The organism is Altererythrobacter xiamenensis, assembly GCF_900177715.1.
Classification (GTDB): Bacteria; Pseudomonadota; Alphaproteobacteria; order Sphingomonadales; family Sphingomonadaceae; genus Erythrobacter; species Erythrobacter xiamenensis.
In genome coordinates this window covers 201,970-227,426 of the sequence record NZ_FXWG01000001.1, presented here as the reverse complement: position 1 = coordinate 227,426, position 25,457 = coordinate 201,970, and the positions used below count along the sequence as shown (strand labels likewise).

The following is a 25,457-nucleotide window of genomic DNA, read 5'->3' as shown; positions in this document are numbered from 1 at the left end:
AGAGAGATATGCAGACAATCGCAATTATCGGAGCGGGCATGGCCGGTCTCGCCTGCGCGAGCGAGCTTGTACGAGCCGGGTATTCGGTCACGCTGTTTGACAAGGGGCGCGGGCCGGGCGGACGCATGTCGGCCCGGCGCGCGGATGTTTCGGGTGAGACCACTCGCTTCGATCACGGTGCGCAATATTTCACCGCGCGCGATCCGGATTTCCGGGAACAGGTCGCGCTGTGGGAAAGTGATGGCGTGGTCGCTCGCTGGCCTGCTGCGGGCGACGAGGCCTGGGTCGGCACGCCGGCCATGAACGCACCGATCCGCGCGATGGCCGATGCCCTGACCGTGAATTGGGGCGCGCGGGTCGAGCGTATCCGTAGGGATGGTGACGGCTGGCTGATCGAGGGCGAGGGCGCCACCTTTGCCTGCGATGGCATCGTCTGCGCCGTGCCCGCAGAACAGGCCGCCGAATTGCTTGCAGCAGCCGCCCCCGGGCTTGCAGAACATGCCCGAACCGTGGTGTCCGAACCATGCTGGGCGGTGATGGCGAGTTTCGCCAAACCGCTTGACCTGCCTGACTGCCTGCGCAGCGAGAACCATGCCGTCGCATGGGCTGCGCGCAATTCCTCCAAGCCGGGTCGCACCGGCGAGGAAAACTGGGTGATCCACGCATCGCCGGCACGCACGCGAGAATTGCTCGACCGGCCGCGCGATGAAGTTGCCAAACTGCTGCTCGAGGACTTCTTCTCGCAAACCGGCATCGATCCGGTCTGGCCGGTCCACCTCGCTGAGCATCGCTGGCTTTATGCAAGGCCGCAGGTCGAGCGCGGCGGCGCGGCGTGTCATTGGGATGCGGAGCAAGGCATCGGTATCTGCGGGGATTATCTTCATTCGCCCCGCGTCGAGGGTGCGTATCTCTCCGGAGGCGCGCTCGCCCACGCTATCCTGGGCCAAGCCAGCGAATAATCGTCAGGCCGTTCATGGACCCGCAGGGGCACACTCCCTATATCCTCAGCATGTCGATCCAGAACATCTGGAATAATCTTGCCGCAGGGATCGGCGCGATCCCGCGTAACGACCTGCTGATTATCGCACTGGCCGCGCTGCTGGCGGGGTGGATCGGTTCGGTCATGATCCGGCGAGGAGCGCCGCTCGGTCGTTTCATTCGTACCGGCAGCACGCTTGTGCTGGTCGGGGTGCTGGTCACGGTGGTGCTGCAACTTTCCCGCTTCGATCCGCGGTTCGACATTGCCGTGCCGCAGCTCGGCCTGCCAGAGCAGGTGGTGGAGGGTGGCGAGACGCGCATCCCGCTCCAGCCTGACGGGCATTTCTGGCTCCGCGTCGAGATAAACGGCGTGCCCGCGAATTTCCTCGTCGATACCGGCGCGACTTTGACCGCGGTTTCGAGCGATGTTGCCGAGGCGGCAGGGCTTGAACCGCGCCGTGGCGGGCTTCCCGTCCAGATCGGCACCGCCAACGGTCCGGTCGCGGCGCAGATTGCGACAGCGAATGAAATCCGCTTCGGCAATGTGGCGGCGCGCGGACTGGATGTCGTGACATCTCCCAGCTTCGGCAGCACCAACGTGATCGGGATGAACCTCCTATCGCGGCTCAAGTCATGGCGGGTGGAGGACAACACGATGATCCTCGTGCCCAACAATCCTCAGGAACCGCTCGAAGTCCGCTAGTCCGAAAAGCGCACCGTCAATTGGGCTAGTGGACCGGGCAAGTCCGCTTGCTTAGCTTTTCCCGAAAAGAGGGAGAAGCCGGATGCACGAATTGTTCGACCTGAGCGGAAAAGTGGCAGTGGTTACGGGTGCCGGGCGCGGCATCGGCGAGGGTATTGCAAAGCTGCTTGCGGAAGCGGGCGCAGATGTGGTCTGCGCGGCGCGCTCTACCGACCAGATCGAACAGACCGCCGAGGCGATCAATGCAGCCAACACGGGCGGACGCGCGATAGCCCAGGCGACCGATGTCTCGCGCGAGGAGGATATGGAGGCGCTCGCCCAGCGGGCGGTCGACGAGTTCGGCCGGCTCGATATCTGGATCAACAATGCGGGCGGCTCGCTCGTCTCCGCGCCGATAACCGAGCTTGATCCGGCGGAGTGGGAAAAGACCCTTGCCGTAAATCTCACCTCGGTATTCTGGGGTGTGCGCGCCGCAGCGAAGCACATGAAGGAGGGCGGTTCGATCGTGAACACGTCGTCCATGGCGGGGCGCGATCCCTTCCCGGGTAGCGGCCATTACAGCGCGGCAAAGTCAGGTGTGAACATGCTGACCAAGACGCTCGCGCTAGAGCTCGGTCCGAAAAAAATCCGCGTGAACGCGATTCTGCCGGGTTTCGTGCCGACCGACACGGTGAAGAAGGCGCTCGACATGAAGGACGAGGATTTCGGGCCGCTGCTCGAACAGCTCAATCTGCCCGCCGGTCGCCTGGGTACGCCGCAGGATATCGCCGCTTGCGTGCTCTACCTCGTCGGCGATTCGGGCGAGTGGGTCACAGGCCAGAACCTCTGCGTGGCGGGCACTGTCTGATTTGGCGCGGCCCATCGGGGTCCAAGGGCTACCGATCCATAAATAGCAGGCTATCGGCCCGAAGGGCCGCAAGCGCGACTGCGCGCCCGGACCGGCCCGTAACGAAGCGTAGCGAAGTGAAGGAATCGCCGGGAGGACGGACCGGCGGATGCCGGTTCACGAGACAATATGGCTGGGGTGGCAGGATTCGAACCTGCGCATGCCGGTACCAAAAACCGGTGCCTTACCGCTTGGCTACACCCCAGCAATGGTGGCGCTCTATAGCGGCTCGCTGCGCAATGTGAAGGGGGCTTCAGGAGGGTAATGCACGGCGCGCTGCAAGATCGCTCTCGATCCTTGCCAACAGGCGGCGGTCGATGCGGTAAAACAGCATGGCGACCGCGCCGGGGACCAGCGCTGCAGCCGGTATCAAGGCAAAGGCGAGATTGATTCCCCAAAGCGCGGCTTCGCCCTGACTCTCGCCGGGAACGAAGCCTGTCCATTGCATGGCAAAACCGGGAATGGCCGCCCCGAAGGCAACGCCGGTCTTGATTGCGAATACGGAGGCCGCGATGACCAAGCCCGTCATCTGCAGCTTGCTGCGCCAATCGACATATTCGGCAATGTCGGTGAACATCGCATAGGCGATCACCATGAGGACGCCGAAGCCCACGCCGACGAAATACTGGACGATCGTCTGCGGCCAGACGGCATCGAGCGGGAGAAAATAGAACAGCATGATTGCTGACACCTTGAGAGTGCCGGCGGCAATGATCAGATGCGACTTGTCGATACTGCGCTGGAGGAAATTGCCGAGGACGACACCGCTCACCTGACCCAGCGCGAGCGCCGTGAAGAACAGCGCAGTACGGTCCAGAAACAGGAATACGGGCGTACCGTCATCGCCGGCCACATATTTGAAAAAGAACAAGGCGCTACCCGCGCGCGAAGCGATCGCGGTCACGCCCAGGATGGCGGCTGCCGCAGTCGCGAGCCATGGGCCCGTACGGATGAGGACCGCCAGGTCTCCCTTGATCGAGCCGTTCTCTACCGCGGGCGGAATACGCTCCTTCGTCGTGGCGAAAGCGGTCAGGAAGCAGAAGACCGATAGCGCGGCGATGCAGCTCATGGTGAGGAAGATACCGCGCGCCTCGTCGCCGCCACCCAGCTCGCGGACCATCGTCGTGCCGAGAATGCCAATGAGGATGCCGGAGGTGGCCGAAAAGACCATGCGATACGCCGCGACGCTCGCGCGTTGGGTGGCGTTGGGTGAAATGACGCCGAGCAACCCGCCATAGGGCACATTGACGACCGTGTACGCCAGCATGGCGAGCGAGTATGTAACGTAGGCCCAGGCGAGCGTCGCTCCATTGCTCATCTCGGGCGCGGCAAACACCAGCGTTCCCAGCAGGCCAAACGGGATCGCTCCCCACAGGAGATAGGGCCGATACCGGCCCCAACGGGTGCGGGTACGGTCCGAAATGGCTCCCATCATGGGATCGGTGATTGCATCCACCAGCTTGGTGAGAAGCAGCATCAGCCCGATGGCAGCGGGAGCCAAGCCGCCAAGATCAACGAAGAAATACAGCAGGAAGAAGCTGAAGAAATTGAGGTAAAGCCCGGAAGCCAGGTCGGCCACGCCGTAGCCGAGCTTCTCCTTCAGCTTGATCCGTTCATTTGCCGCGCTGGCCAAGCCGTTCTCCTCTTGACCGGAGAAAACGGGAGCGAGGCAGCGGCGTCAAGAGCTTCCTCGACCGGCTACAGCTTCTTGCCCTCGAAATCCTTTGCCGAATGGCGTTCCTTGAGCTGGGTTTCCTCATCACCCCAGGTCTTGTTGACGATCCGCCCACGCTGCACGCCGGGCCGCGCGAAGATCTCCTGCGCCCAGCGCCCGACATTCTTGTACTCGTCGATCGAGAGGAATTCCTTGGCATCGTTGTAGATGTGTCCGGTGGTGAACGGGGCAAGCCACGGCCAGTTCATCATGTCGGCGATGGTGTATTCGTCACCGGCCAGGAAACGCGTTTCTGCAAGGCGCTTGTCCGCAACGTCGAAAATCCGCTTCGCCTCCATCGCATAGCGGTTGATCGGATACTCCCACTTCTCCGGCGCATAGGCATAGAAATGGCCGAAGCCGCCGCCGATGAAGGGGCCGGTGCCGATCTGCCAGGCGACCCAGCTGAGGGTTTCTGCGCGCTCGGCGGGATCGGTGGGCAGAAACTCGCCGAACTTCTCCGCGAGGTGGATCAGGATCGCACCAGATTCGAAGATGCGGAAAGGCTTGTCACCGCTGCGGTCGACCAGCGCAGGGATTTTCGAGTTGGGATTGATGTCGACAAAACCGCTGGTGAATTGCTGGCCTTCGCTGATGTTGATCAGCCAGGCGTCATATTCCGCGCCGCTATGGCCGAGCTCGAGCAGTTCCTCGAGCATGATCGTCACCTTCACCCCGTTGGGCGTGCCGAGCGAATAGAGCTGGAAGGGATGCTCCCCGACCGGCAGCTCCTTTTCTTCGCGCGCGCCGGCGGTCGGGCGGTTTATACCGGCGAAGCGGCCGCCGCTTTCCTTGTCATAGGTCCAGACCTTGGGCGGGGTATAGGTGTCTGCCATTGCTCGGTTCCCTTGTGACTGTTCTCTGCTCTGTTCGAGAGGTGGCCGATCACGGTTACGCGCGCAAGGCGGAAACCTGTTAGCCCCCCGCGCATTTAGCCTTTGCGATGACGAAGTTGATCTATGCCGATGACAGCAAGCCGGGGATTACCCGGCGCGGAGCGGGAAGGGGCTTTGCCTATTACTATCCCGACGGCCAGCTGATCGGAGATCGTGCGGAGAAGCGACGCCTCAACGCGATTGCCCTGCCGCCAGCCTATGTCGATGCGTGGTTCTGCATCAAACCCAACGGCCACCTACTCGCGACGGGCTATGACGCGCGCGGACGCAAGCAGTATCGTTACCATCCCGATTTTCGCCGGATGCAGGAGAGCGAGAAATTCGATCGCGCATTCGAGTTCGGAAAGCTGCTGCCGGTCCTGCGCGCACGCGTCGAGACAGACCTCGCCGAACGCAGAATGACTCAGCGTCAGTCGGTCGCGGCGATAATCCGCTTGCTCGATCTCGGTGCGCTGCGGATCGGGAGTGAGGGCTACACGCGCGAGAATGGAAGCTTCGGCGCGACGACCCTGCGCGCGCGCCATGCCGAGCTGGAAGGCGATACCCTGCGCCTGCGCTACAAAGGCAAGGGCGGAAAGCAGCGCGAGGTCGAACTTAGCGACCATGCGCTCGCGCGAGTGGTGCGGCGGATGCAGGACCTGCCCGGCCAGCACCTGTTCCAGTACGAGGATCAAGAGGGCGAAACGCGCGCGATCGGCTCTTCCGATGTGAACGACTACCTTCACGAAGTCATGGGCGAGGAGTTTTCTGCCAAGAACTTCCGCACCTGGCATGCCAGCGCGATGGCGCTCGATTGCCTTGTCCAGGCAGAGCAGCGGATGACGATTGGCGACCTGCTCGACTGTGTTGCTACCAAGCTTGGCAATACGCCTGCGGTCACGCGCAAAAGCTATATTCACCCAGCGGTTATCGATCTGGTCGAGCGGCAGGATGCCTGGCGAGAGCAACTGGCTCTCCCGCGCGTCACCAAGCATCAATCTCGCATCGAACGGGCTCTTCTCAAGTTTCTCGAAGACGCTCCGACGGCAGAGCAGATTCTGGCCGCCTGACGAATAAATTCGACCGAACCAAAGACTTAGCGTAAGAAACTGCCAGCGCATTCCTGATGGAATCTTGAACTACCGATCGGGGCCTCGCATTGGTGAATGTGCCCTTGGTTCACATAGGGTCGCACTTATGCAACGGCTTGCTCAATTCGACGTCAGTCGCCAGTTTCTTACCCGTCCCGGGAAAATCGCAGCGCAGATCGGGTTTGGTGTTTTCTGTGCGGCGGCAATGGTCGGTTTAAGGTCGGTGCTCGACGTATGGGCGCCGGTCTCAGGACCTTTTGCGCTGGTCTATCCCACCGTCCTTCTCGCTACGCTGTATGGTCATTGGCGGGCAGGGCTCACATCCTTCATCCTGTCATTTGCCTGGGCGTGGTATTTCGTCCTGCGGGCGCCCTATTCCTTCACCTTCGAAGACCCGACCGACCCCCTGCGCGTCGTGATAAACGGCTTCGCCGCGCTCATCCTGCTTTTCTTTGCGGAGGCATTCCGCGAAGCTGCCAGCCGGAGCATGGAGGAAATACGAGCTGCCGCCGACCGCCGTCTCACCCTGCTCAACGAGATGGAGCACCGCACGAAGAACAATTTCTCGCTCGTTGCCAGCCTGCTCGAAATCCAGAAACGCCAGATTTCTCATCCCGAACTTATCGCCCCGCTGGATGATGCGGTGAATCGGGTGCGCACCTTTGCAGACGCCTATTCCCATCTTGCGATGGAACAGGAGGAGGGGACCGAGGTGGCGATGAAGCCCTATCTCGAGCTTCTGCTCGACCGGATCGAGCGGGCGGCGCTGAGCAACTCGGTTACACTCCATCGCGAGATCGAGGACATTCACCTCCCCAGGGAGGTGGCTGTGGCGATCGGTCTCTATCTCAACGAGGCTTTAGCCAATTGCGCGAAATACGCCTTCCCGGAGGGTGGGCCGGGCACGATCGCGGTTTCTTTCAGCGTTTTCGAAGATCGATGGGTGCTTTCGATCGAAGATGATGGACTTGGTGCTGCGTCGCTGAAGGGCAATTCAACTGGCCTGGGGACGAGCCTCATGGATGCATTCGCGGGGCAGGCTCGCGCTCAACACAGCCGGGCGGTGCGGGCGCGCGGATATCGTGTGGAGCTGGCTTCGGAGGAGTAGTGTTGCCTTAGGTATCCTTTTAAGATACTTCGCGGGCCATGCACCTCGCCGGAATCAAGATCAGGCAGTGGCGCGAAGCGCATGATCCTCCGCTTTCGGCGGAAGAGTTCGGCGCGCGCTATGGCGATCCTTGGCCCAGCCGCACCGTCTATGGGTGGGAGCGGCGTGGCAAGATCGCGCGGGCCAAGGTGCAGAAAACCCTCGCAGGAATGGGCGTATGCGAGCCGGGCGACTGGCTCGAACCTGCGCCAGCTCAATCCTCATCTGAAGACGAAATATCGCCGCGAAAGGCACCACGAATGAGCGGAAAGTCTCACCCCTTCTACGATCTTCGCCAACACGGCATGGTCCGGGTCGCGACCTCGACCCCAAAGGTCCGCACGGCCGACATCGACTACAATGTCGAAGGGATCGTGGCGGAAGCGCGCCGCGCGCATGACGCGGGCGTCGATCTGGTGGTCTATCCGGAGCTGTGCGTGTCATCCTATGCGATCGACGATCTGCACCTCCAGCATGCGCTGCTCGATGCGGTGGAGAAGGGCGTGAGCTATGTCGTCACCGCCAGCGCCGAACTCGCGCCGGTCCTGCTGATCGGCGCGCCGCTGCGCCACAACGGACGGATCTACAACTGCGCGCTGGTGGTGGCTAAAGGCGCTCTGCTGGGCGTCATTCCCAAGAGCTTCCTGCCAAACTACCGCGAGTATTACGAGAAGCGCTGGTTTGCGCATGGGCGCGAAATCGTCGGCAAGACCATCATGGTTGCGGGGAGCGAGGTTCCCTTTGGCACGGACCTGATCTTTGCTGCGGAGAATCTTCCGAACTTCAAACTGTTCGTGGAGATTTGCGAGGATTACTGGGCGCCGACGCCGCCATCCACGATGGGCGCGCTCGCCGGGGCGACGGTGATCGCCAACCTCTCGGCCTCCAACATCACAATTGGCAAGTCGGACGAGCGGCACCTGCTCGCCCGCGCGCAATCATCGCGCGCCGTCTGCGCCTATGTCTATTCCGCCAGCGGTCATGGCGAGAGCACGACCGACCTCGCCTGGGACGGGCAGGGCATGACCTACGAACTGGGCGATCTGATGGCGGAAAGCGAGCGCTTCAGCCTCGACGCCGAGCTTTCCATCGTCGACGTGGATTGCGAGCGAATATTGTCCGAGCGTCAGCGCATGCAGACCTTCAACGACGCGGCGGAGGCGGCAGGTCGGCCGGAGGATTGGTTCCGCACGGTCGAGTTTGCGCTGGCCGACCACGAAAACCCACGCGGCTTGATCCGCCCCATCCGCCGGTTCCCCTTCGTGCCGGGCCGCCAGCACAAGCTGGACGAGGATTGCTACGAGGCCTTCAATATCCAGGTCGACGGGTTGATGCGGCGTCTGGAGGCGACCAAGGCGAAGTCGATGGTCATCGGCATCTCTGGTGGCCTCGATTCCACCCATGCGTTGATCGTGGCGGCCAAGTGCTGCGACCGGCTCGACCTGCCGCGCAGCATGATCCGCGGCTATACCATGCCGGGCTTCGGCACCTCCGATCACACCAAGTCGAACGCGTGGAAGCTGATAGAGGCGGTCGGTATCACCGCCGAGGAAATCGACATACGTCCGGCGGCCAACCGCATGCTGGAAGACATGGATCACCCCTTTGCCGATGGCGAGCCGGTGCATGACGTGACCTTCGAGAATGTGCAGGCGGGGCTGCGCACCGATTATCTCTTCCGCCTTGCCGGTCATCACTCCGGCTTCGTCATCGGGACGGGCGACCTGAGCGAATTGGCGCTCGGCTGGTGCACCTATGGCGTGGGCGACCAGATGAGCCATTACGCGGTGAACTCCGGCGTGCCCAAGACACTGATCCAGTATCTCATCCGCTGGGCGGTCGGCACCGAGCAGTTCGATCACGCGACCGACGAAGTGTTGCTGTCGATCCTCGATACGGAGATTTCGCCCGAACTGGTTCCCGCAGATGCGGGCGGCGCGATCCAGAGCACCGAGAGCATCATCGGTCCTTACGAGCTCAACGACTTCTTCCTTCAACACACGATCCGCTGGGGCCAGCGACCCAGCAAGATTGCATTCCTCGCCTGGCATGCGTGGAAAGATGCCGCGTCGGGCCAGTGGCCCGCTGGTTTTCCGGATGCGAAGAAGAACGAATATGATCTCGCCACCATTGCCGAATGGCTGGAGAAGTTCATCAAGCGCTTCTTCGCCTTCAGCCAGTTCAAGCGCAGCGCGATTCCCAACGGACCCAAGGTATCGGCGGGCGGTGCATTGAGTCCGCGCGGCGACTGGCGCGCACCCAGCGATGCCGTTGCGGACGCCTGGCTGAAGGACTTGAAGGAAGGCCTGCCGCCAAGCGTCTAATCAATCGGGGACGCAGGTTTGGCGATTCAGGGTGATCCCCTTGCTGCCGGTGCCCATTGCTGTAGCTTGATCGAAGAAGGGTCGCCTCATGCTGGATTATTCCGGCATCCGATGGGGGACTCTGATGGCAAGCACGATTGGGCAATCGGGCCTGGTTCTGGAACGAAGCCGGTCGCTGCGGCTGCTCACCGTTTTCATTCTTTACATCGGGCAGGGCGTCCCGATCGGACTGTTCTGGTTCGCCATTCCTGCCTGGATGGCAGCCAATGGCGCTGATGTCGTCGATATCGGCTATGTGCTCGGCCTGACCACGCTTCCGTGGACGCTCAAGTTCGTCAACGGCTTCATCATGGACCGCTATGCCTTCCTGCCGATGGGGCGGAGAAGGCCGTGGATTGCCGGGGCGCAGATCGTGATGATCGGATTGCTGATCATGGCCGCGCTGGTCCAGCCGCAGGTTGACCAGGTGTTGGTACTCGGTATCATCGGTTTCAGCGTAAACCTGGCGACGACATTCCAGGATGTTGCAGTGGACGGACTCGCTGTCGATATCATGGAGGAAGACGAACAGGCGCAGGCTGGCGGGATGATGTTCGGCGGCCAGACGATCGGTATGGCGATGGCCACCGCGCTTACCGGTATGGCGATTGCACGCATGGGGCCGATGGCTGCCTATCTGCTTGCGGCTTCCTTCGTCGGGCTGATCACGGTTTTTATCCTGTTCATTCGCGAGCGTGAAAACGAGAAGCTGCTGCCGTGGACTGCGGGCACCGGCCATCCCCGGAATGTCGAGGCCTATCTCGGAGCATGGTGGCCAATTCTGCGCAACACGCTGGGCGCGTTGTTGCGCCCGATAAGCCTGCTCTGGGCGCCCGTGCTGCTGGCACAGGGGCTCCACTACGGAATTTTTACGGGTACCACTCCGCTCATCGGTACAGGAGAGGTCGGCTGGAACGAGGAGGAGATTACGCGCCTCGTCGGTACGGCCCAGCTCGTTGCAGGAATCGTTGGGCTCACCATCGGAGGTTGGGGCGGAAAGATCCTGGGGGCCAAGAAGTCGATGATCCTCACTTTCAGTGGCTATCTGATCCTGTGCGCATGGATGTGGTTCACCGTGGAGAACTGGAGCTCGGCCAATCACTTCATGCGGTTCGTCTATGCATGGACCATTCTCGACACCTTGTTGAGAGTTGTCGGAATACCGATCTCGATGCGCTTGAGCGATCCGCGTGTCGCGGCGACGCAATTCGCGATCTACATGGCGGTGAGCAATCTCGGGACCACGATAGGGGCCTGGGTCCTGGCCGTCAGCGAAGGATGGGGCGGCATTCCGACGACGTTCCTGATCGTCTTCGCAGTCCATCTTGGCGCGATCATCACCATGCTCGTCGTCAAGTTTCCGCGGAGCAAGAAGATGTCTGCGAAGCTCGCTTCGGTGCAGGCACGACCACAATAAAAATCCCGGAGAGCCATGACTCTCCGGGACTCCAATATCACTTAGAAGGGCTCGTCAGGCGGCCATGCGCTCGACCTGTTCGTGCGCTTCGGCGATCTTCTCTTCACCGCCTTCGCCCATGATGCCGTCAGCGGCGACCAATTCGACATCGGTGATGCCGAGGAAGCCGAGGAAGAACTTCAGCCACGGAGTCAGGAAGTCGATCTCGCTGCCGACCGGCGTTCCGCCCGAGGCGATGGCGATATAGGCTTTCTTGCCGGTCATAAGACCTTGCGGCCCGGTCTCGGTATATTTGAAAGTGGTCCCTGCACGGGCAACCAGATCGGCCCATGCCTTGAGCGTGGACGGCATGGTGAAATTGTAGATCGGGGTGCCGATCACGATCGTGTCGGCCTGCTTGAGTTCGTCGATCAGCGTGTCCGCGATCTTTGCGAGTTCATGCTGGTCATCGTCGCGTTCCGCATAGGGTGCAAGGTTCGCCGCGAAGCGGTCCGCGTCCATGTACGGCAGGTCGTTCTTCGACAGGTCGCGGGTGATGACATCTGCGCCCGACTTTTCGCGCAGTCCGTCGACAAGCTTCGAACTGAGTGAGCGCGAGACGGATTCGCCGTCGCGGATGCTGGCGGTAATATGAAGGATGGTGGACATTGTTGTTCTCCTTGGAAGGGGTGGACCCGGCCCGCCTGGGGGGAGGGGGAGGGGCGGCGAGCCGGGTCCGAGGGGTTGGTTTGAATTACGCCGCGTCGACCAGCACGAGTTCGCTGTCTTCGAGCGCGGTTATGGTCACGCTGTCCTGCTGAGTGATGGCAACGCCGTCGCGGGCGTTGGCCTCGATATCTTCCACCCGCACCTTGCCGGTAGCCGGTACGAGATAGAGGTGACGGCCGGCGTCGGCGGGCGTGTAGGTCACGCTCTCGCCTGCCTTCACTGTCGCACCGAGCACGCGGGCATCGGTGCGGATCGGAAGCGCGCCTGCGGCCGCATCGTCATCATTCGCCGGATTGCTTGCGAGGGGTACGAACTGTCCGGCGCGGTCATCCTTGGGGAACTTGCGCGCGCCCCAGCCAGGCTCGCCGCCGCGTTCATCAGGAATGATCCAGATCTGGAACAGCGTCGTTTCCTCATCCTCCATGTTGAACTCGGAATGCTGCACGCCGTTGCCTGCGCTCATCACCTGGACGTCGCCCGCTTCGGTGCGGCCTTCATTGCCCATGCTGTCGCGATGCGTGATCGCACCTTTGCGGACATAGGTAATGATTTCCATGTCGCTGTGCGGATGGGTGGGAAAGCCGGACTTGGGCGCAATCGTGTCGTCGTTCCAGACGCGCAAGGCGCCCCAGTTGACCCGCGAAGGATCATGATAACCGGCGAAGGAAAAGTGGTGATGCGCATCGAGCCAGCCGTGATTGGCGGCGCCGAGGCTATTGAAGGGTCTCAGTTCGATCATCTGTCGTCTCCCGTTGGGGGCTCCTTGTGTGAACGAGAGATAGGCCTTGTGGTTCATTCCGATAAGTGGGATAAAATCACTCACAATGTTCAAAGAATCCGAACAATGAAGCTGGGCGAACCGACACTCGATCAATTGCGGATCTTCCTCGCGGTGGAGGAGGAGGGTAGCTTCGGAGGAGCCGCGCGCCGGATGGGCCGTGCGGTTTCCGCCATCAGTTACGGCATCGCGCAGATGGAAGCGCAGCTTGGCGTTACGCTGTTCGCACGCGAAGGCTCGCGCAAGCCGGAACTCACCGATGCGGGGAGGGGGCTGCTCCCCGAAGCGCGGACAATCACCGACGATATCGATGCGCTGCTGGCAAAGACGCGCAGCCTCCAGGCGGGCCTGGAGAGTGACGTCGCGCTGGCGCTCGATGTCATGGTGCCGGGCGAAGTGTCGGCGGCGGTGCTGCGCGAGTTTCGCCGGATGTTTCCCTCCGTCGGGCTGCGGCTCAATATCGAGGCGCTGGGCGCGGTCACCGCATGCCTCATTGAGAAGGAGGCGCAATTGGCGGTCTGCGGGCCGGTCGTCGGTGATCATCCCGATCTGGAGCGGCAGGCGATCGGCGCGGTGGAACTGGTGCCGGTTGCGGCGCCCGATCATCCGCTGGCCGCACCCAACGTCGCGTCGGGCGAAAGCCGCAAGCACCTCCAGATCGTGCTGTCCGACCGTTCGCCGCTGACGCAGGGCCGCGAGTTCTCCGTGCTCAGCCCGGAGACATGGCGCTTTGCCGATCTTGGCGCGAAGCACGCTCTGCTGAAAGAGGGGATCGGCTGGGGCAATATGCCGCGCCACATGGTGCGCGAGGATCTGGAACGCGGCGCGTTGGTGGAACTCGATCTCCCCGAAAAGCCGGGGGCTGACTATACGCTCAGCGCGGTGTGGCGGCGCGATGCGCGGCCCGGTCCGGCAACCAGCTGGCTGATCGATGCGCTGCGCGATCGGTTGGCGCAATGCACGGACGTCGACCCTTCTGTGAGGGCGACAGACTAGCCGGCTGGTCCGAAGACCACCGGCTCGTCGCCCGCTTTCCAGACATCATGTTTCGCCATGATGCTCTTGAAAAGCTCGCTTTCGAGATGCCCTTTCAGCCAGCGCTGGACCTGCGGCAGATCCTGTCCGTCGAAATACTCGCGGTCGTGATTGGCGAATTGCCGGATGAAGGGGAAGCTGGCGATGTCGGCCAGCGTGCGCGTCTCTCCGCATAGTTGCGGCTTGTCTGCCAAACGCTCTTCCAGAATGTGCAGGATTTCGAGCGCTGCCGCACGATGGACCGCCGGATCGCAGTCCTCATAGCGCGTGTGGTATTTGTAGCGGTCGAGATGATGCTTGAACGGTCCGTCGATGCGCGCAAGCAGCGCCTCTGTGTCGCCGGACAGCCAGTTCTCGGGGTCGCTCTGCGTCAGCGCCCAGCGCATGATGTCGATACTCTCGTCGATCACCGTCTCATCGGGAAGTACGAGCACCGGGACGGTCGCCTTCTCGGAAACCTCGCGCAATTCATCTGGCTTGTCGGAGAGTTTGACTTCACGCAGTTCGCAGGTCGTGCCGCTGATCCACAGCGCCATCCGCGCCCGCATGGCATAGGGGCAGCGGCGAAAGGAATAGAGGATCGGTAGAGCGGTCAAACCTCAATCGTCACTATCGGGCGCGGCACCGACATGCAAATCGCCGCGCCGCCGTGCGAGCTCTTCCTGACGCTGGCGCTCGGCATAGCGGGCGCGCTGTTCGTCGCTGCGCTCGTTGATGCAGCGCGGGCACGAGACGCCCTCGACATAGGCATCGGACGCCTTGTCCTGAGCACTGACCGGGCGGCGGCAGGCGCGGCACAGGTCGTATTCGCCTTGCTCGAGGCCGTGGCGCACCGTCACGCGCTCGTCGAAAACGAAGCAGTCGCCGTCCCAGGTGCTCTCTTCTTGCGGGATTTCCTCGAGATAACGCAGGATCCCGCCCTTGAGGTGATAGACTTCGTCGATCCCTTCGGAGCGCAGGAAACTGGTTGATTTCTCGCAGCGAATCCCGCCGGTGCAGAACATCGCGACCTTCTTTTTCCCTTCGAGCAGTTCCTCGCGGTGTTCGCGGAACCATTGGGGAAACTCGCGGAAGCTGGCGGTGTGCGGATCGACCGCGCCCTTGAATGTGCCGACCGCGACCTCGTAATCATTGCGGGTGTCGATCACGAGCGTGTCGGGGTCGGTGATCAGCGCGTTCCACTCATGCGGATCGACATAGCGCCCGACGCTGGCGCGCGGATCGATGTCAGGCTCGCCCATGGTCACGATCTCGCGCTTCAGCCGCACCTTCATGCGGTGGAAGGGCATTTCATCCGCAGTCGAGAACTTCACGTCGAGCGTCGCGCAGCCGGGCAGGGCGCGGATGTGTTCGAGAACCTGCTGAATCGCGTTCTCGCCACCCGCGATCGTGCCGTTGATGCCTTCTTTCGCGAGCAGCAGCGTACCCTTGATGCCCACCTCCTCGCACAGCGCGAGCAGCGGCCCGCGGATTGCGGCGGGATCGTCAAAGGGCGTGAACTGGTAGAGTGCCGCGACGGTGATCGGCGATGTTTCCGTCATCGTGGTCTTCCACATGCTTCGGGCGCGACGCGCAGATTCAATCCTGTCCTTCGAAGTCGAACCTTGTCGCCTTTTCTGCAGCTTCGCAGGATATGAAGAGCGATCCCGACAGTGCGTTCATGTCCATTGGCTAAACGCACGTTCATCAATGGCTGTGATCCATCTTCGAGCGGTCGCACTCCGAACGAGATGACCGTTGCAAATTCGATAGTCGGTTCAGTGTTTTGTGTTTGAGCGAGAAAGTAGAATCCCGCGGCAGCAGGAAGCACTATCGCCGCCATCCACAGAATCAATGCTCGGCTCCTGAGCAGTCGATCTCGAAGAGTGGGCGATAGTGGATCACCCATCAATCCAGCTTCGTCACCCAGCCGTGGGTGTCTTCGACTGTGCCGCGCTGGATGCCGACGAGCTTTGCGCGGATTGTGCTGGTCAGCTCGCCCGGGCCGCCATTGCCGATGTTGAACTTGCCGTCCTTGCCCTCGACCGTGCCGACCGGGGTGACGACCGCTGCAGTGCCGCACGCCATCGTCTCGACGAGCTTGCCCGACTGCGCATCGTCACGCCACTGGTCGAGCGAATACATTTCCTCGGAGACCTCGAGGCCCTCTTCGCGCAGCAAGGTGATGAGGCTGTCACGGGTGATCCCGGGAAGGATCGTGCCAGTCAGCGGCGGCGTGATCACGCGGCCATCGTCCATGACGAAGAACAGGTTCATGCCGCCCAGTTCTTCGATCCACTTCTTCTCGACCGCATCGAGGAAGAGCACCTGGTCGTGCCCCTTGGCAAAGGCTTCACCAGTGGGGACGAGGCTGGCCGCATAATTGCCGCCGGTCTTGGCAGCACCGGTGCCGCCGGGTGCGGCCCGGCTGTAATCCGAGACCCAGATGCTGACAGCGGGAGAGCCCGATTTGAAATAATTGCCCGCGGGGCTCAGGATCACGCAGTGCTTGTATTGTTTGGCCGGACGCACGCCGAGAAATGCCTCGGTCGCGAACATGAAGGGGCGGATGTAGAGCGAGCCGCCTTCGACCGGCGGGAACCATGCCTTGTCCGCCTCGACCACTTGCCGGACCGATTCGAGAAACATGTCCTCGGGCAATTCGGGCATCGCCATGCGCCGCGCCGAGGCATTGTACCGCCGCGCATTTTCGAGCGGACGGAACAGCGCCATCGACCCGTCTTCGAGGCGGTAAGCCTTCATCCCTTCGAAGATTTCCTGCGCGTAGTGGAGCACGCTTGCCGCCGGATCGAGGCTGATCGGCTGGCGCGGGCCGAGCGTGGCCGAATGCCACCCGCCCTTCGCCTCGTCATAATCGATCACCGCCATGTGGTCGGTGAACACCTGACCGAAACCGGGGTTGGCGATAGCTTCCTCGCGCGCGCTGTCAGCGGTCGGCGAAGGGTGAGAGATGTGCTCGAATTCCATGCCGGTGCGGGTAATATGCGACTGCGCTTTGCGCAAGCGAGAGTGTTCTTTGTCCGCAGGCCATCCGGCCTGCGAACTCCTCGGCCCTTTCGGGCCTGCGGGCGCGCAGTCGCGCTTGCGGTCGCTGGCGCGACCGAGCTCCGCGACCAAGCCGAGTGCGTAGAGTTGATCGAGCCCGACTGGGCTCGCAAGGCCGACCGGCCGCCCGCAGCGATGCGAACGCAGTGAGTATGAGCGAGGAAAGCCAAGCGCGCGGATGCGCGCGCCGGCGCTTGAGGCAAAATAATGAAAAGGGCGGCTCCCGCCCGTCGGGGAACCGCCCTTTCATGGTCAGCGGCCAGGAAGTGCCGCCCACGAAACCTCTAAAGGTAGAAGATGCTACCGATAGTGCTCCGTGCGGAAACTTGCCGACCCCTCTGCTGAACCATGAGACATCGGATCACCTCCTTTCGCGCTTGTAAGCCAAGACCCGCACCGTATCACCGGGGGCCGAGGACCGCGTTCACCGCCGACCTCAGGTGTCAATTTGAGTCGTTCTTCGCATGAAAACAAGGCTTGAAAATTAGTTTTCCCACGTCAGAATAAGCAGCTGTTGTAGGGCGCTCCTGAGCGCCCTTTTTCTTACCTGCAGTCCTCGATGACGCGGCTGATCTCCGGCCAGGCCGGCAGATAGAGCGTCGGAAGACCCTCGGTCTCGATTCCGAAATGGCCGCGCGTGATCGCCATGGCGTCGAGCAAGGGATCGTTTGCGCTCAGGCTGGCAACAATCTGGTTGCCGCGTGAGGAACTGGGATTGGCCTCGAGAATGCGCGTGGTCGTTTCGGTTACGATTCGCATCGTACGCGTGTCGGTGAAGCTTTCGGGGCGGATTAGATCGACGCGGCGCTGCGGCCTGTCGCACCAGATCGTGAAGCGCGTGTTGGCAGGCGAGGTGCCGAAATTGGCGTAGCCACCCGAACCGCTATTTACATAGGTCCAGTCGCCCGGTGTCTGCGGAGCGTTGAGGTAATTCTCGTATTCCGGCTGTTCGGTGACCGGGGCAGATGTCGGGGTCGGCGTAGGCGTCGGGCTGGGTGTTGGTGTCGTTGATGCGGGCGGAGGCGGCGGCGCTGCTGCAGGCACACAGGCAGCGATGGTAAAGGTGAGCGCCAGCGCGCCGCTGAGATGGATGTAGATCGCTTTCATATGTCAACAATGCCCGCTAAGCCCCAAGTTTCCAATGAGTAAAAAACGTCGCATCGATCAAATGCTCGTGGAGCGCGGGCTGGTGGAGAGCCGCGCACGCGCGCAGGCGCTGATAATGGCGGGACTCGTGTTTTCGGGCGAGACCAAGCTGGCGAAGCCCGGGCAGCAGCTCGCCGAGGATGCTCATCTGGAGGTGCGCGGACGCGATCATCCCTGGGTCAGTCGCGGCGGTATCAAGCTCGCCCATGCGATCGAGCATTTCGGTCTCGATCCGGCAGGCGCGGTGGCGATGGACATCGGCAGCTCGACCGGGGGCTTCACCGATGTCTTGCTGCAAGGCGGGGCGGAACACGTTTTCGCGGTCGATAGCGGAACCAACCAGCTCGCCTGGAAACTGCGCCAGGATCCGCGCGTCACCGTTCTCGAGCAGACGAGCGCGCGCATCCTCACGCCCGAACAGATCGATCGCGCGTGCAATTGGGTGGTGTGCGATGCCAGCTTCATCGGGCTTGCCAAGGTGCTCGAACGGCCGCTCGAGCTTGCTGCGCCGCAGTGCCAGCTCGTTGCGCTGATCAAGCCGCAGTTCGAGGTCGGGCGCGAAGAAGTTGGCAAGAAAGGCGTCGTGAGCGATCCCGCCCTGCACGAAAGGGTATGCGGTGAAGTGCGGCAATGGCTCGAAGAGAGCGGGTGGGAGGTCCAAGGTATCTCGCGCAGCCCGATCACCGGGCCTGAGGGCAATGTCGAATTCCTTATCTCGGCCAAGCGCGGTTGACCCCTCCTTTCGCGCTGCCGAGTGCCCGAAAGGGGGATTTGTCGCTCCCCATCACTCAGTGTATCGCCCCTAGGGATTGTCCCTTGGCCGATTCGACTATGCCAACCCAGCGGGAGACGACATGACCGTTATTGCGTCGCGCGGGCAACTTCGCGCAAGTTTCATTCGTTGGTCGCTCTTCACCGTTCCGCTTATCGTGCTGCTTGGTTTTGTCGCGGGCCGGCTCGGCAGCGCCAACACTTTCTGGTTTCAGAGCCTGGTCAAACCAGCAATATTCCCGCCGCCGGTCACATTCGGCATCGTCTGGACGATCCTCTACATCATGATCGGCTTCGCGCTGGCGTTGATCTGTAGCGCCTGGGGCGCGCGCGGGCGCGGTCTGGCAATCGGCATATTCGTCATCCACTTTCTCTTGAACCTGGCTTGGTCGCCGGTGTTCTTCGGAACGCAGAATATCTCGGGCGGCCTGATCGTGATTGCGCTGGTCGACGTCACGCTGCTGGCAGTGATCTGGGCTTTCTGGCGCGTGCGCCGCTCGGCGGGACTGCTGCTATTGCCCTATCTCGCCTGGGCGCTGTTCGCCACCGTGCTCAATTACGAGTTCATGCGGATGAACCCCGATGGCGGCCATGGCGCGAGGACCGAGGCGAGCCAGCGGTTCGAAATTTAAGTTTGTATCGAAAGAGCGGGGACCGGGCTGCAATTCGCAGCCCGCAAGGCCGACTGGCCGCCCGCAGCGATGCGACTTCAGCCCTCAACTAGCGAAGCGATAGGGCAAACGAGGTCGCGTGAGCGAGGAAAGCCAAGCGAACGGATGTGAGCGCCGGCGCTTGAGGCTAGACAAAACAGGCATCTCGCCCCATTTGGGCGAGATGCAAAGCCAGAACCCCTTGATCGCCGATTTCGTCAAGCTTGCCAACGGAGCTGCCGGCACTTTCGCCGGGATGACCCGCGAGGCTCGCGAATCCGCGCGTGAGCGCCTTAAGGAGGCACTTGGCGGGGTCGATTTCGTCACCCGCGAAGAGTTCGACACCGTCAAGATGATGGCGACCAAGGCGCGCGAAGAAAATGAAGCGCTGAAGGCGCGGATTGACGAGCTGGAAGCCAAGCTCGCAGGCAAGTAAACCCGGCGCGCCATGCAGCTGCGCGCTCCCGCCATATTGATAGCATCCCGGCCGCACGGTGAGACCGCAGCGATTGCGCGGCTGCTCACCAGCGAGCATGGTCTGGTCGCCGGATATGTCGCTGGCGGGCGAGGGCGCCAGCTGCGCCCGGTCATGATCCCGGGCAATCTGGTCGAAGTCGAATTGCGCGCGAAGTCGGACAGCCAGCTTCCCTTTGCCAAGATCGAACTGGTGCAGAGCCGCGGCCCCTGGCTGACCGAGCCGCTCCCCGCTGCCGCCATCGCCTGGACCTGCGCGCTCACCGCCAGTGCGCTGCCGGAACGAAATGCCTATCCTGCACTTTACGAAGCGCTCGCGGCGCTGCTCGATGCGGTCTGTCATGCGCCGTCCGCTCGAGGCTGGCTGCCCGCTTTGGTGGCTTACGAGACGCTGCTCCTGCGCGAACTCGGCTATGGCGGCGCGCGCCCGGACATGACTGGTGATCCGACGGTTCTGATAGCTGCCTTTGACCGTCTCGAAGCACCTCTTGCGCGCTACTTGCTTGCCGACAAGCGCGGCGATGTTATGGCGGCGCGAAATCTGCTGCGCGAACGGCTCGCGCGGATCATGAGCTAGAGGATCAGGCGGTGAAAATTGCAGTTCTGCCCGGTGACGGGATCGGCCCGGAGGTTACGCGCGAGGCCTTGCGCGTCCTCGATGCGCTGAGCCTTCCCGGCCTTACCCTGTTCGAAGGCGATGTCGGCGGCGTGGCCTATCGCCGCCACGGTCATCCCCTGCCCGACGAAACGCTCGCAATGGCGCGTCAGGCAGACGCTGTGCTGTTCGGCGCCGTGGGTGACCCGAGCTGCGATACGCTGGAGGCGCATCTTCGGCCCGAACAGGCTGTGCTCGGCCTGCGCAAAGATCTCGATCTCTTCGCCAATCTCCGTCCGGCGAAGGCATTCGAAGGGCTTGAGGACCTGAGCGCCCTCCGCCCGGAAATCGCTGGTGCGATCGACCTCGTCATCGTCCGCGAGCTCACGGGAGACGTCTATTTCGGCGAAAAGGCCCGCGGGCAAACCGAAGACGGTCGCCGTGAAGGCTGGGACCGCATGGCATATGCCGAGGACGAGGTGCGCCGCATCGCGCACACCGCCTTCCGCGCCGCCGGAACGCGCCGAGGCAAGGTGACCAGCGTGGACAAGGCCAATGTGCTCGAGACGAGCCGCTTGTGGCGCGAAGTGGTCGAGGAAGTCGCCGCAGAATACCCGGATATCTCGCTGGAACATATGTATGTCGACAATGCCGCGATGCAGCTGGTGCGCGATCCCGGCGCGTTCGACGTGGTGCTGACGGGCAATCTTTTCGGCGATATCCTATCCGACCAGGCAAGCATGTGCGTCGGTTCTATCGGGCTTCTTGCCAGCGCGTCGCTGGGTGAGCGCCAGACCGAATACGGCACTTTCGGCCTATACGAGCCGATTCACGGAAGCGCGCCCGATATTGCCGGGAAGGGCATTGCCAATCCAATGGCTACGATCCTTTCGGCAGCCATGATGTTGCGCCACAGTTTCGGGCGCGAGGATGACGCGGCAAGGATCGAGCGCGCCGTTGCAGCCGCTCTGGCCGATGGCTTGCGCGGCGGAGACCTGGGCGGCAGCGACAATTGCGAGGCGATCGGAACGGCGGTCTGCCAGCGCCTCTAGCGATGTCGGGGCGCGCGCCTCTCGAACTGGCGATAATCCTTCCAACGCTCAACGAGCGCGGGAATCTCGCGCCGCTGGTCGACCGGATCGAAGCCGCGCTGGGCGAGGGTGGCTGGGAAGTCGTTGTGGTCGACGACAATTCAACCGATGGCACGGCTGAAGAGGCACGAGCTCTTGCTCTGAAGGACCCACGCATCAGAGTTATCGAACGGATCGGGAGGCGCGGGCTGGCGAGTGCCGCGATAGAGGGCCTTTGCGCCACCGCCGCCCCCTATGCCGCGGTGATGGATGCAGACCACCAGCACGATCCTGCGCTCCTTCCCGATATGCTGACAGCTGTGCGCGAAGGTCATGCTGACGTTGCAGTGGCCTCGCGTTTCGTCGAGGGGGCGGACATGTCGGGCTGGGATGCTCCAGAGCGAGAGCGGCTATCCGGCTTCGCCAACCGGTTGGCGCGCCGACTGACCGGGGTCGAGCTGAGCGACCCCATGAGCGGATATTTCATGCTGCGAACCGAAAGCGCGAGAGCGCTCGTTCCCCGTCTTTCCGGCATAGGTTTCAAACTCTTGCTCGACCTATTTGCGACATCGCGCGAACCGCTGCGGGTGCGTGAGTTTCCGCTGAAGTTTGCCGCGCGGCGCGCAGGTGAAAGCAAGCTCGATCGGGCAATTGCCTTCGAGTTTCTGGCGGGGCTGTTCGACAAGACCCTGGGCAAGTTCATCCCGACGCGCTTTGCGCTGTTCGGTACGGTCGGTGCAGCCGGCGTCGTGGTCCACATGGCGGTATTGTGGGTCCTTTTCGCGACACTTGGCGCGAGTTTCCCGGCCAGCCAGGCGGTCGCGGTGCTCGTCGCGATGAGCTTCAACTTCTGGCTCAACAACTGGCTGACGTATCGCGATCTGCGTCTCAAAGGCGCGCGCGCTCTGCTGCGCGGCTGGGCCAGTTTCTGCCTGACCTGCGCGGTGGGGGCGATTGCCAATGTCGCGGTCGCAAGCTTGCTCGAAGAGCGCGGCCTCGTCTGGTTCCTCGCCGCAGCGGCCGGAATACTCGTCGGCGCCGTCTGGAACTACGCGCTTTCGAGCCGCTTTGTCTGGGGCCGATTCTAGAGCCGCGCGATCAGATCCAGCCCGATAGCCAGGTCCAGCGATGAAATGCCTCCGGACCTGACAATTCGCTCGCAGAGATCACCGGATAAAAGAAAGCGAAAATCGCAAGGCTGGCGCCAAGGATGCCATATGCAACGATTGGCCTGCCCGCTTGTCGCAACGCATCGAGCGCCAATGCCAGCGCCGCAAGCAGGAAAAAATGCGGCGGAAAATAGTGATAGTAGAATTGCACCGATTTCGCGGCGAATAGCCACAAGCCAAGACTTGCCAGATATCCCGCGACGACCGCAATCTTCGCCCAGTTACGCTGCGCCACCCCTGCAATCGCGCACCAGATCAGCGCTGGCAGGCCAATGAGCATGGTGAGGGGGTTCCCGAGCAGGATCACCCCGCGCTGCGCCCCATCGACATTCTCGTAAAGATACCAGACGCTCCGCAGGTTGAGCACCCAGTCGGGCCAGTTCGACTGGTAGGGATGCGGGTCCAGCACCTGCGTTTGCAGCGCCAGCATTTCGCGGTGGAAAGCGATCAGGCCCTGCGTCGCGAAGGGCGTGTCCTTCATTTCATGGGCGGGAGCAAAGGTCAGCGCGTAGGTGACGAGTGGCAATGCACCGAGCCACATCCCGGCTTCGAGCAAGGACATGCCGGGTATCGGAACGCCCCTCCGGCTTGTGAAAAGACGCCGTCGCCCGGCAGAAAGCCTTGCGAAAAAGAAGGTAAGGCCAGGTAATATGGCAAGGGGAATCGCGTTCCATTTCGATGCCATGGCGAGGCCCAGGGCAATGCCGGTCAGCGCGAGACGCCAGCGGCCGGTTTCGGGCTCCCTGATCGCGGCAGCGAATTGCCACGCGGCAAGCGCGAGAAAGCTGGCCATAAAGATGTCGAGCATGGCGATTCGCGACTGCACGAAGAGCATCAGCCCGCTTGCCAGAAGAATTCCAAATGCGAGGGCGGCAAAGCGGGACTGGCTGGCGAACCACATGCCGCGCATGCTCGCGAAAAGCGCGAGTCCACCGGCCAGAAGGGCGGGCAGTCGCCAGCCTAGCGAATTGTCTCCGAACAGCGCTATCCCGAGCGCGATCATCTGCTTGCCGAAAAGCGGATGCTCTCTGTTCATATAGAGCCCGCGTTCGAGCAGTTCACGAGCTGCGGGAAGATAGTGTATCTCGTCGAAATAGGGCTGGGCGGGCACCGCGAGATTCAGTGCCACGAGTGCCATGAATGCCAGGGTCAGCAGCAGACTCGGGACTAGCGGGTCGCGGGGGTGCGCTGGGGCCTGACTCATCGGGCATAGCGCTTAATCGTCGTCGCAACCCGCGACAAGCGGCCAGCAGCCCACTATTTACTGCTTCCGGAGAAGCAATTGTGGATGTTTTGCAACGCTTTAACATCAATCGGGCGAAGCAGTGGGGCAATTTGCCCGATCAGAGCTGCCCACGGCCCCAAATTCTGAAGCGTTTCAATAGTTTTGCTCGGTTCGCCGCGCCAACAATGCGCTTCGTCGCAAACGTGACTTCGGTTGACAAAAGCGTGAAACTTTTCCAGTAAGTGCGCAATTGAAGGACTGAAATTCTACTACTCAGGAAGGGTTCGTAATGCGTTTGAAGACTGTTTCCATGGCTGCTGCGGCAGCTGCTCTGGTTGCCGCACCGGTAGCCATCCAGGCCCAGGCCGCCGATCGTACCGCAGCTCCGGCTGAAGGCGCTTCGGAACTCGGTGGCGGTTCGGACGGCATCTATGCCATCGTCGCCGTCGCTATTCTGGCCGGCTTCATTGCGCTGACCGCAGCCAATGATGACGATCTGCCGACCAGCCCGTAATCAGGCTGGCTCGATAAGAGTTTGAAAGCGGGGCCTTCGTGCCCCGCTTTTTTATTGCGTGGCGCAGATCTCAGGCGTTTTCGACCTGTTTTTCGAGCCAGAACAGCCGTGCGCACATCGCAAGCAATCCGATGCTGGCTGTCAAGCCGACGAGCAAGGCCCAGCCCGGGACGTTCATTCCGGCTTTTCGTGCACGTGGCGCGATAAAGAACAGCGCGACAACCACGCACATGACCAAATCCCACCAGACTTGGATTCCTGTCATGTTCACGGTGTGATTGGTCCAGAACATCATCACGCCTTCGTGCCAGATCTGAGCTGCGGTGTAGGTTCCAAGGCCGGCCGAAAGCATGCCCGCCAGAGTCGCGTTTCCAGCAGTCGGCCTGGCGAAAATTATATAGACGATACCTGCTCCCCCGAAGGCGAGTATGGCGATGAACAGGAATTGTAACGGGTCCATGATCGGTCTCCGAGGGCTAATGTAGCGAGTGCTACAGGCCCTTGTAGCCGGATGTAGCGATCGCTACAAGAGGGAGTGGCAAGTTCGATGCAAAAGCCTCAACTTTCAAAGGAAGCGCTTCTTCCAATGCTAGCCGCTCATGTTCTCGAAAACGGGATGGGTGGAGCGAGCCTGCGTCCGCTTGCGAAAGCGGCAGGTACCAGTGACCGGATGCTGATCTACCACTTCGGCAACAAGGAGACGCTGGTCGCCGACCTGCTCGAATATATCGCCGGGGTGTATTCTGCCGCTCTCGATATGGCGATGGGTGAGCAGCGGCCGTCTACGCGGCGCGAATGTTTCGAGCGCATCCTCGATCTCGGCCAGCAGCCTGCGATGCAGCCATTCATGAAATTGTGGTGGGAGATCGTAGCAGGATCCGCGCGGGAAATGCCGGGTTACAAGGCGGCGGCGGAGGCGATGATGGCCAAACAACTTGCCTGGTTAGAGGGCCAGTTGCCCGAGGATGACCCCGATCCTGCGGGCGGCGCGCGATATCTCATGACGCTCCTCGAAGGAACGCTGATGCTGAGAACCGTTGGTCACGGCGAGACGGCACGTGAAGGACTGGTTGCGAGCGAGCTTTTCGCCCCCTAAGCGTCGC

The 25,457-nt window shown here is 62.0% G+C and carries 26 protein-coding genes and 1 tRNA gene; 16 read left to right on the top strand and 11 right to left on the bottom strand.

The window, feature by feature from the left end; genetic code table 11:
- Window positions 1-8 precede the first annotated feature (8 nt).
- The 3 genes from CCE89_RS01165 to CCE89_RS01155 all read left to right on the top strand — a co-directional run bounded on the left by CCE89_RS01165 (window position 9) and on the right by CCE89_RS01155 (window position 2,528).
- Window positions 9-959, top strand: coding sequence for an NAD(P)/FAD-dependent oxidoreductase (locus CCE89_RS01165; RefSeq protein WP_143255928.1), 951 nt, complete (start codon window positions 9-11; stop codon window positions 957-959).
- Between the two features lie 50 nt (window positions 960-1,009).
- A complete protein-coding gene (locus CCE89_RS01160; protein WP_086436929.1) occupies window positions 1,010-1,681 on the top strand; it encodes a retropepsin-like aspartic protease family protein in 672 nt (223 codons plus the stop codon).
- Window positions 1,682-1,763: 82 nt separating this feature from the next.
- Window positions 1,764-2,528, top strand: a complete 765-nt coding sequence (locus tag CCE89_RS01155) for an SDR family NAD(P)-dependent oxidoreductase (protein ID WP_086436212.1) — start codon at window positions 1,764-1,766, stop codon at window positions 2,526-2,528.
- A gap of 169 nt (window positions 2,529-2,697) precedes the next feature.
- Here the strand turns inward: CCE89_RS01155 and CCE89_RS01150 are convergent.
- The 3 genes from CCE89_RS01150 to yghU all read right to left on the bottom strand — a co-directional run bounded on the left by CCE89_RS01150 (window position 2,698) and on the right by yghU (window position 5,117).
- Window positions 2,698-2,772 (bottom strand) — tRNA-Gln (locus tag CCE89_RS01150).
- 48 nt (window positions 2,773-2,820) lie between these two features.
- Window positions 2,821-4,200: an MFS transporter gene (locus CCE89_RS01145; protein ID WP_086436211.1), complete on the bottom strand. Its 1,380-nt coding sequence runs from the start codon at window positions 4,198-4,200 to the stop codon at window positions 2,821-2,823.
- A gap of 65 nt (window positions 4,201-4,265) precedes the next feature.
- A complete protein-coding gene (yghU, locus tag CCE89_RS01140; RefSeq protein WP_086436210.1) occupies window positions 4,266-5,117 on the bottom strand; it encodes a glutathione-dependent disulfide-bond oxidoreductase in 852 nt (283 codons plus the stop codon).
- Window positions 5,118-5,224: 107 nt separating this feature from the next.
- On the opposite strand from yghU, the gene CCE89_RS01135 reads away from it, so the two are divergent.
- From CCE89_RS01135 to CCE89_RS01120, 4 genes are all read left to right on the top strand, one after another.
- Entirely contained in the window at window positions 5,225-6,226 is a 1,002-nt protein-coding gene (locus CCE89_RS01135) for a DNA topoisomerase IB (RefSeq protein ID WP_086436209.1), read from the top strand.
- A 127-nt stretch (window positions 6,227-6,353) separates the two neighbouring features.
- The gene (locus CCE89_RS01130; RefSeq protein WP_086436208.1) at window positions 6,354-7,355 is read left to right on the top strand and encodes a sensor histidine kinase; all 1,002 of its coding nucleotides are present in this window, start codon (window positions 6,354-6,356) and stop codon (window positions 7,353-7,355) included.
- Between the two features lie 299 nt (window positions 7,356-7,654).
- Window positions 7,655-9,718: an NAD(+) synthase gene (locus CCE89_RS01125; RefSeq protein WP_086436928.1), complete on the top strand. Its 2,064-nt coding sequence runs from the start codon at window positions 7,655-7,657 to the stop codon at window positions 9,716-9,718.
- A 124-nt stretch (window positions 9,719-9,842) separates the two neighbouring features.
- On the top strand, window positions 9,843-11,174 hold the full coding sequence (locus tag CCE89_RS01120) for an MFS transporter (protein WP_159456558.1): 1,332 nt from the start codon (window positions 9,843-9,845) through the stop codon (window positions 11,172-11,174).
- Between the two features lie 54 nt (window positions 11,175-11,228).
- Here CCE89_RS01120 and CCE89_RS01115 read toward each other — a convergent pair whose 3' ends face one another.
- The gene (locus CCE89_RS01115) at window positions 11,229-11,822 is read right to left on the bottom strand and encodes an FMN-dependent NADH-azoreductase (RefSeq protein WP_086436206.1); all 594 of its coding nucleotides are present in this window, start codon (window positions 11,820-11,822) and stop codon (window positions 11,229-11,231) included.
- Between the two features lie 85 nt (window positions 11,823-11,907).
- Complete coding sequence (locus CCE89_RS01110) at window positions 11,908-12,621, bottom strand: pirin family protein (RefSeq protein ID WP_086436927.1); 714 nt, start codon at window positions 12,619-12,621, stop codon at window positions 11,908-11,910.
- 105 nt (window positions 12,622-12,726) lie between these two features.
- Here CCE89_RS01110 and CCE89_RS01105 point away from each other — a divergent pair, with 105 nt between their 5' ends.
- Window positions 12,727-13,656 carry a LysR family transcriptional regulator gene (locus CCE89_RS01105; RefSeq protein ID WP_086436205.1) on the top strand — a complete coding sequence of 310 codons (930 nt, stop codon included), beginning with the start codon at window positions 12,727-12,729 and terminating at the stop codon, window positions 13,654-13,656.
- Here the strand turns inward: CCE89_RS01105 and CCE89_RS01100 are convergent.
- From CCE89_RS01100 to CCE89_RS01080, 4 genes are all read right to left on the bottom strand, one after another.
- A complete protein-coding gene (locus tag CCE89_RS01100; RefSeq protein WP_086436204.1) occupies window positions 13,653-14,291 on the bottom strand; it encodes a glutathione S-transferase in 639 nt (212 codons plus the stop codon). The two genes, CCE89_RS01105 and CCE89_RS01100, sit on opposite strands and share 4 nt — an antisense overlap.
- Before the next feature lie 3 nt (window positions 14,292-14,294).
- Window positions 14,295-15,236 (bottom strand): oxygen-dependent tRNA uridine(34) hydroxylase TrhO, encoded by a 942-nt coding sequence (gene trhO / locus CCE89_RS01095; protein ID WP_086436926.1) that lies wholly within the window; start codon window positions 15,234-15,236, stop codon window positions 14,295-14,297.
- A gap of 346 nt (window positions 15,237-15,582) precedes the next feature.
- The gene (locus CCE89_RS01090; protein ID WP_086436203.1) at window positions 15,583-16,662 is read right to left on the bottom strand and encodes a branched-chain amino acid aminotransferase; all 1,080 of its coding nucleotides are present in this window, start codon (window positions 16,660-16,662) and stop codon (window positions 15,583-15,585) included.
- 621 nt (window positions 16,663-17,283) lie between these two features.
- Complete coding sequence (locus tag CCE89_RS01080; RefSeq protein ID WP_086436201.1) at window positions 17,284-17,847, bottom strand: hypothetical protein; 564 nt, start codon at window positions 17,845-17,847, stop codon at window positions 17,284-17,286.
- Window positions 17,848-17,881: 34 nt separating this feature from the next.
- Between CCE89_RS01080 and CCE89_RS01075 the strand changes: the two genes are divergently transcribed.
- The 6 genes from CCE89_RS01075 (at window position 17,882) to CCE89_RS01050 (ending at window position 22,534) form a co-directional block, all read left to right on the top strand.
- Window positions 17,882-18,619, top strand: coding sequence for a TlyA family RNA methyltransferase (locus CCE89_RS01075; protein WP_086436200.1), 738 nt, complete (start codon window positions 17,882-17,884; stop codon window positions 18,617-18,619).
- Between the two features lie 121 nt (window positions 18,620-18,740).
- Window positions 18,741-19,289, top strand: a complete 549-nt coding sequence (locus CCE89_RS01070) for a TspO/MBR family protein (protein WP_086436199.1) — start codon at window positions 18,741-18,743, stop codon at window positions 19,287-19,289.
- Between the two features lie 202 nt (window positions 19,290-19,491).
- Window positions 19,492-19,743, top strand: a complete 252-nt coding sequence (locus tag CCE89_RS01065; RefSeq protein WP_086436925.1) for an accessory factor UbiK family protein — start codon at window positions 19,492-19,494, stop codon at window positions 19,741-19,743.
- Window positions 19,744-19,755: 12 nt separating this feature from the next.
- On the top strand, window positions 19,756-20,358 hold the full coding sequence (gene recO / locus CCE89_RS01060; protein WP_086436198.1) for a DNA repair protein RecO: 603 nt from the start codon (window positions 19,756-19,758) through the stop codon (window positions 20,356-20,358).
- A gap of 11 nt (window positions 20,359-20,369) precedes the next feature.
- Window positions 20,370-21,428: a 3-isopropylmalate dehydrogenase gene (gene leuB / locus CCE89_RS01055; protein ID WP_086436197.1), complete on the top strand. Its 1,059-nt coding sequence runs from the start codon at window positions 20,370-20,372 to the stop codon at window positions 21,426-21,428.
- 2 nt (window positions 21,429-21,430) lie between these two features.
- Complete coding sequence (locus CCE89_RS01050; RefSeq protein ID WP_086436196.1) at window positions 21,431-22,534, top strand: glycosyltransferase; 1,104 nt, start codon at window positions 21,431-21,433, stop codon at window positions 22,532-22,534.
- Window positions 22,535-22,544: 10 nt separating this feature from the next.
- On the opposite strand, the gene CCE89_RS01045 is transcribed toward CCE89_RS01050, so the two are convergent.
- Window positions 22,545-23,819 carry a phospholipid carrier-dependent glycosyltransferase gene (locus tag CCE89_RS01045; protein ID WP_086436195.1) on the bottom strand — a complete coding sequence of 425 codons (1,275 nt, stop codon included), beginning with the start codon at window positions 23,817-23,819 and terminating at the stop codon, window positions 22,545-22,547.
- Between the two features lie 310 nt (window positions 23,820-24,129).
- Between CCE89_RS01045 and CCE89_RS01040 the strand changes: the two genes are divergently transcribed.
- Complete coding sequence (locus tag CCE89_RS01040; RefSeq protein ID WP_086436194.1) at window positions 24,130-24,354, top strand: hypothetical protein; 225 nt, start codon at window positions 24,130-24,132, stop codon at window positions 24,352-24,354.
- Window positions 24,355-24,424: 70 nt separating this feature from the next.
- Here CCE89_RS01040 and CCE89_RS01035 read toward each other — a convergent pair whose 3' ends face one another.
- A complete protein-coding gene (locus CCE89_RS01035) occupies window positions 24,425-24,814 on the bottom strand; it encodes a hypothetical protein (protein WP_086436193.1) in 390 nt (129 codons plus the stop codon).
- Between the two features lie 126 nt (window positions 24,815-24,940).
- Here CCE89_RS01035 and CCE89_RS01030 point away from each other — a divergent pair, with 126 nt between their 5' ends.
- The gene (locus CCE89_RS01030; RefSeq protein ID WP_234989874.1) at window positions 24,941-25,450 is read left to right on the top strand and encodes a TetR/AcrR family transcriptional regulator; all 510 of its coding nucleotides are present in this window, start codon (window positions 24,941-24,943) and stop codon (window positions 25,448-25,450) included.
- Window positions 25,451-25,457 lie beyond the last annotated feature (7 nt).

Bases quoted from the DNA above. Each gene is read 5' to 3' on its own strand.
- CCE89_RS01090 (WP_086436203.1), bottom strand. From the start codon at position 16,662: ATGGAATTCGAGCACATCTCTCACCCTTCGCCGACCGCTGACAGCGCG.
- CCE89_RS01125 (WP_086436928.1), top strand. From the start codon at position 7,655: ATGAGCGGAAAGTCTCACCCCTTCTACGATCTTCGCCAACACGGCATG.
- yghU (WP_086436210.1), bottom strand. From the start codon at position 5,117: ATGGCAGACACCTATACCCCGCCCAAGGTCTGGACCTATGACAAGGAA.
- CCE89_RS01165 (WP_143255928.1), top strand. From the start codon at position 9: ATGCAGACAATCGCAATTATCGGAGCGGGCATGGCCGGTCTCGCCTGC.
- CCE89_RS01040 (WP_086436194.1), top strand. From the start codon at position 24,130: ATGCGTTTGAAGACTGTTTCCATGGCTGCTGCGGCAGCTGCTCTGGTT.
- CCE89_RS01065 (WP_086436925.1), top strand. From the start codon at position 19,492: ATGCAAAGCCAGAACCCCTTGATCGCCGATTTCGTCAAGCTTGCCAAC.
- CCE89_RS01075 (WP_086436200.1), top strand. From the start codon at position 17,882: ATGAGTAAAAAACGTCGCATCGATCAAATGCTCGTGGAGCGCGGGCTG.
- CCE89_RS01130 (WP_086436208.1), top strand. From the start codon at position 6,354: ATGCAACGGCTTGCTCAATTCGACGTCAGTCGCCAGTTTCTTACCCGT.
- CCE89_RS01160 (WP_086436929.1), top strand. From the start codon at position 1,010: ATGTCGATCCAGAACATCTGGAATAATCTTGCCGCAGGGATCGGCGCG.
- CCE89_RS01110 (WP_086436927.1), bottom strand. From the start codon at position 12,621: ATGATCGAACTGAGACCCTTCAATAGCCTCGGCGCCGCCAATCACGGC.
- CCE89_RS01120 (WP_159456558.1), top strand. From the start codon at position 9,843: ATGGCAAGCACGATTGGGCAATCGGGCCTGGTTCTGGAACGAAGCCGG.
- CCE89_RS01070 (WP_086436199.1), top strand. From the start codon at position 18,741: ATGACCGTTATTGCGTCGCGCGGGCAACTTCGCGCAAGTTTCATTCGT.
- CCE89_RS01135 (WP_086436209.1), top strand. From the start codon at position 5,225: ATGACGAAGTTGATCTATGCCGATGACAGCAAGCCGGGGATTACCCGG.
- trhO (WP_086436926.1), bottom strand. From the start codon at position 15,236: ATGACGGAAACATCGCCGATCACCGTCGCGGCACTCTACCAGTTCACG.
- CCE89_RS01035 (WP_086436193.1), bottom strand. From the start codon at position 24,814: ATGGACCCGTTACAATTCCTGTTCATCGCCATACTCGCCTTCGGGGGA.
- CCE89_RS01045 (WP_086436195.1), bottom strand. From the start codon at position 23,819: ATGAGTCAGGCCCCAGCGCACCCCCGCGACCCGCTAGTCCCGAGTCTG.
- CCE89_RS01115 (WP_086436206.1), bottom strand. From the start codon at position 11,822: ATGTCCACCATCCTTCATATTACCGCCAGCATCCGCGACGGCGAATCC.
- recO (WP_086436198.1), top strand. From the start codon at position 19,756: ATGCAGCTGCGCGCTCCCGCCATATTGATAGCATCCCGGCCGCACGGT.
- CCE89_RS01030 (WP_234989874.1), top strand. From the start codon at position 24,941: ATGCTAGCCGCTCATGTTCTCGAAAACGGGATGGGTGGAGCGAGCCTG.
- CCE89_RS01155 (WP_086436212.1), top strand. From the start codon at position 1,764: ATGCACGAATTGTTCGACCTGAGCGGAAAAGTGGCAGTGGTTACGGGT.
- CCE89_RS01050 (WP_086436196.1), top strand. From the start codon at position 21,431: ATGTCGGGGCGCGCGCCTCTCGAACTGGCGATAATCCTTCCAACGCTC.
- CCE89_RS01080 (WP_086436201.1), bottom strand. From the start codon at position 17,847: ATGAAAGCGATCTACATCCATCTCAGCGGCGCGCTGGCGCTCACCTTT.
- CCE89_RS01105 (WP_086436205.1), top strand. From the start codon at position 12,727: ATGAAGCTGGGCGAACCGACACTCGATCAATTGCGGATCTTCCTCGCG.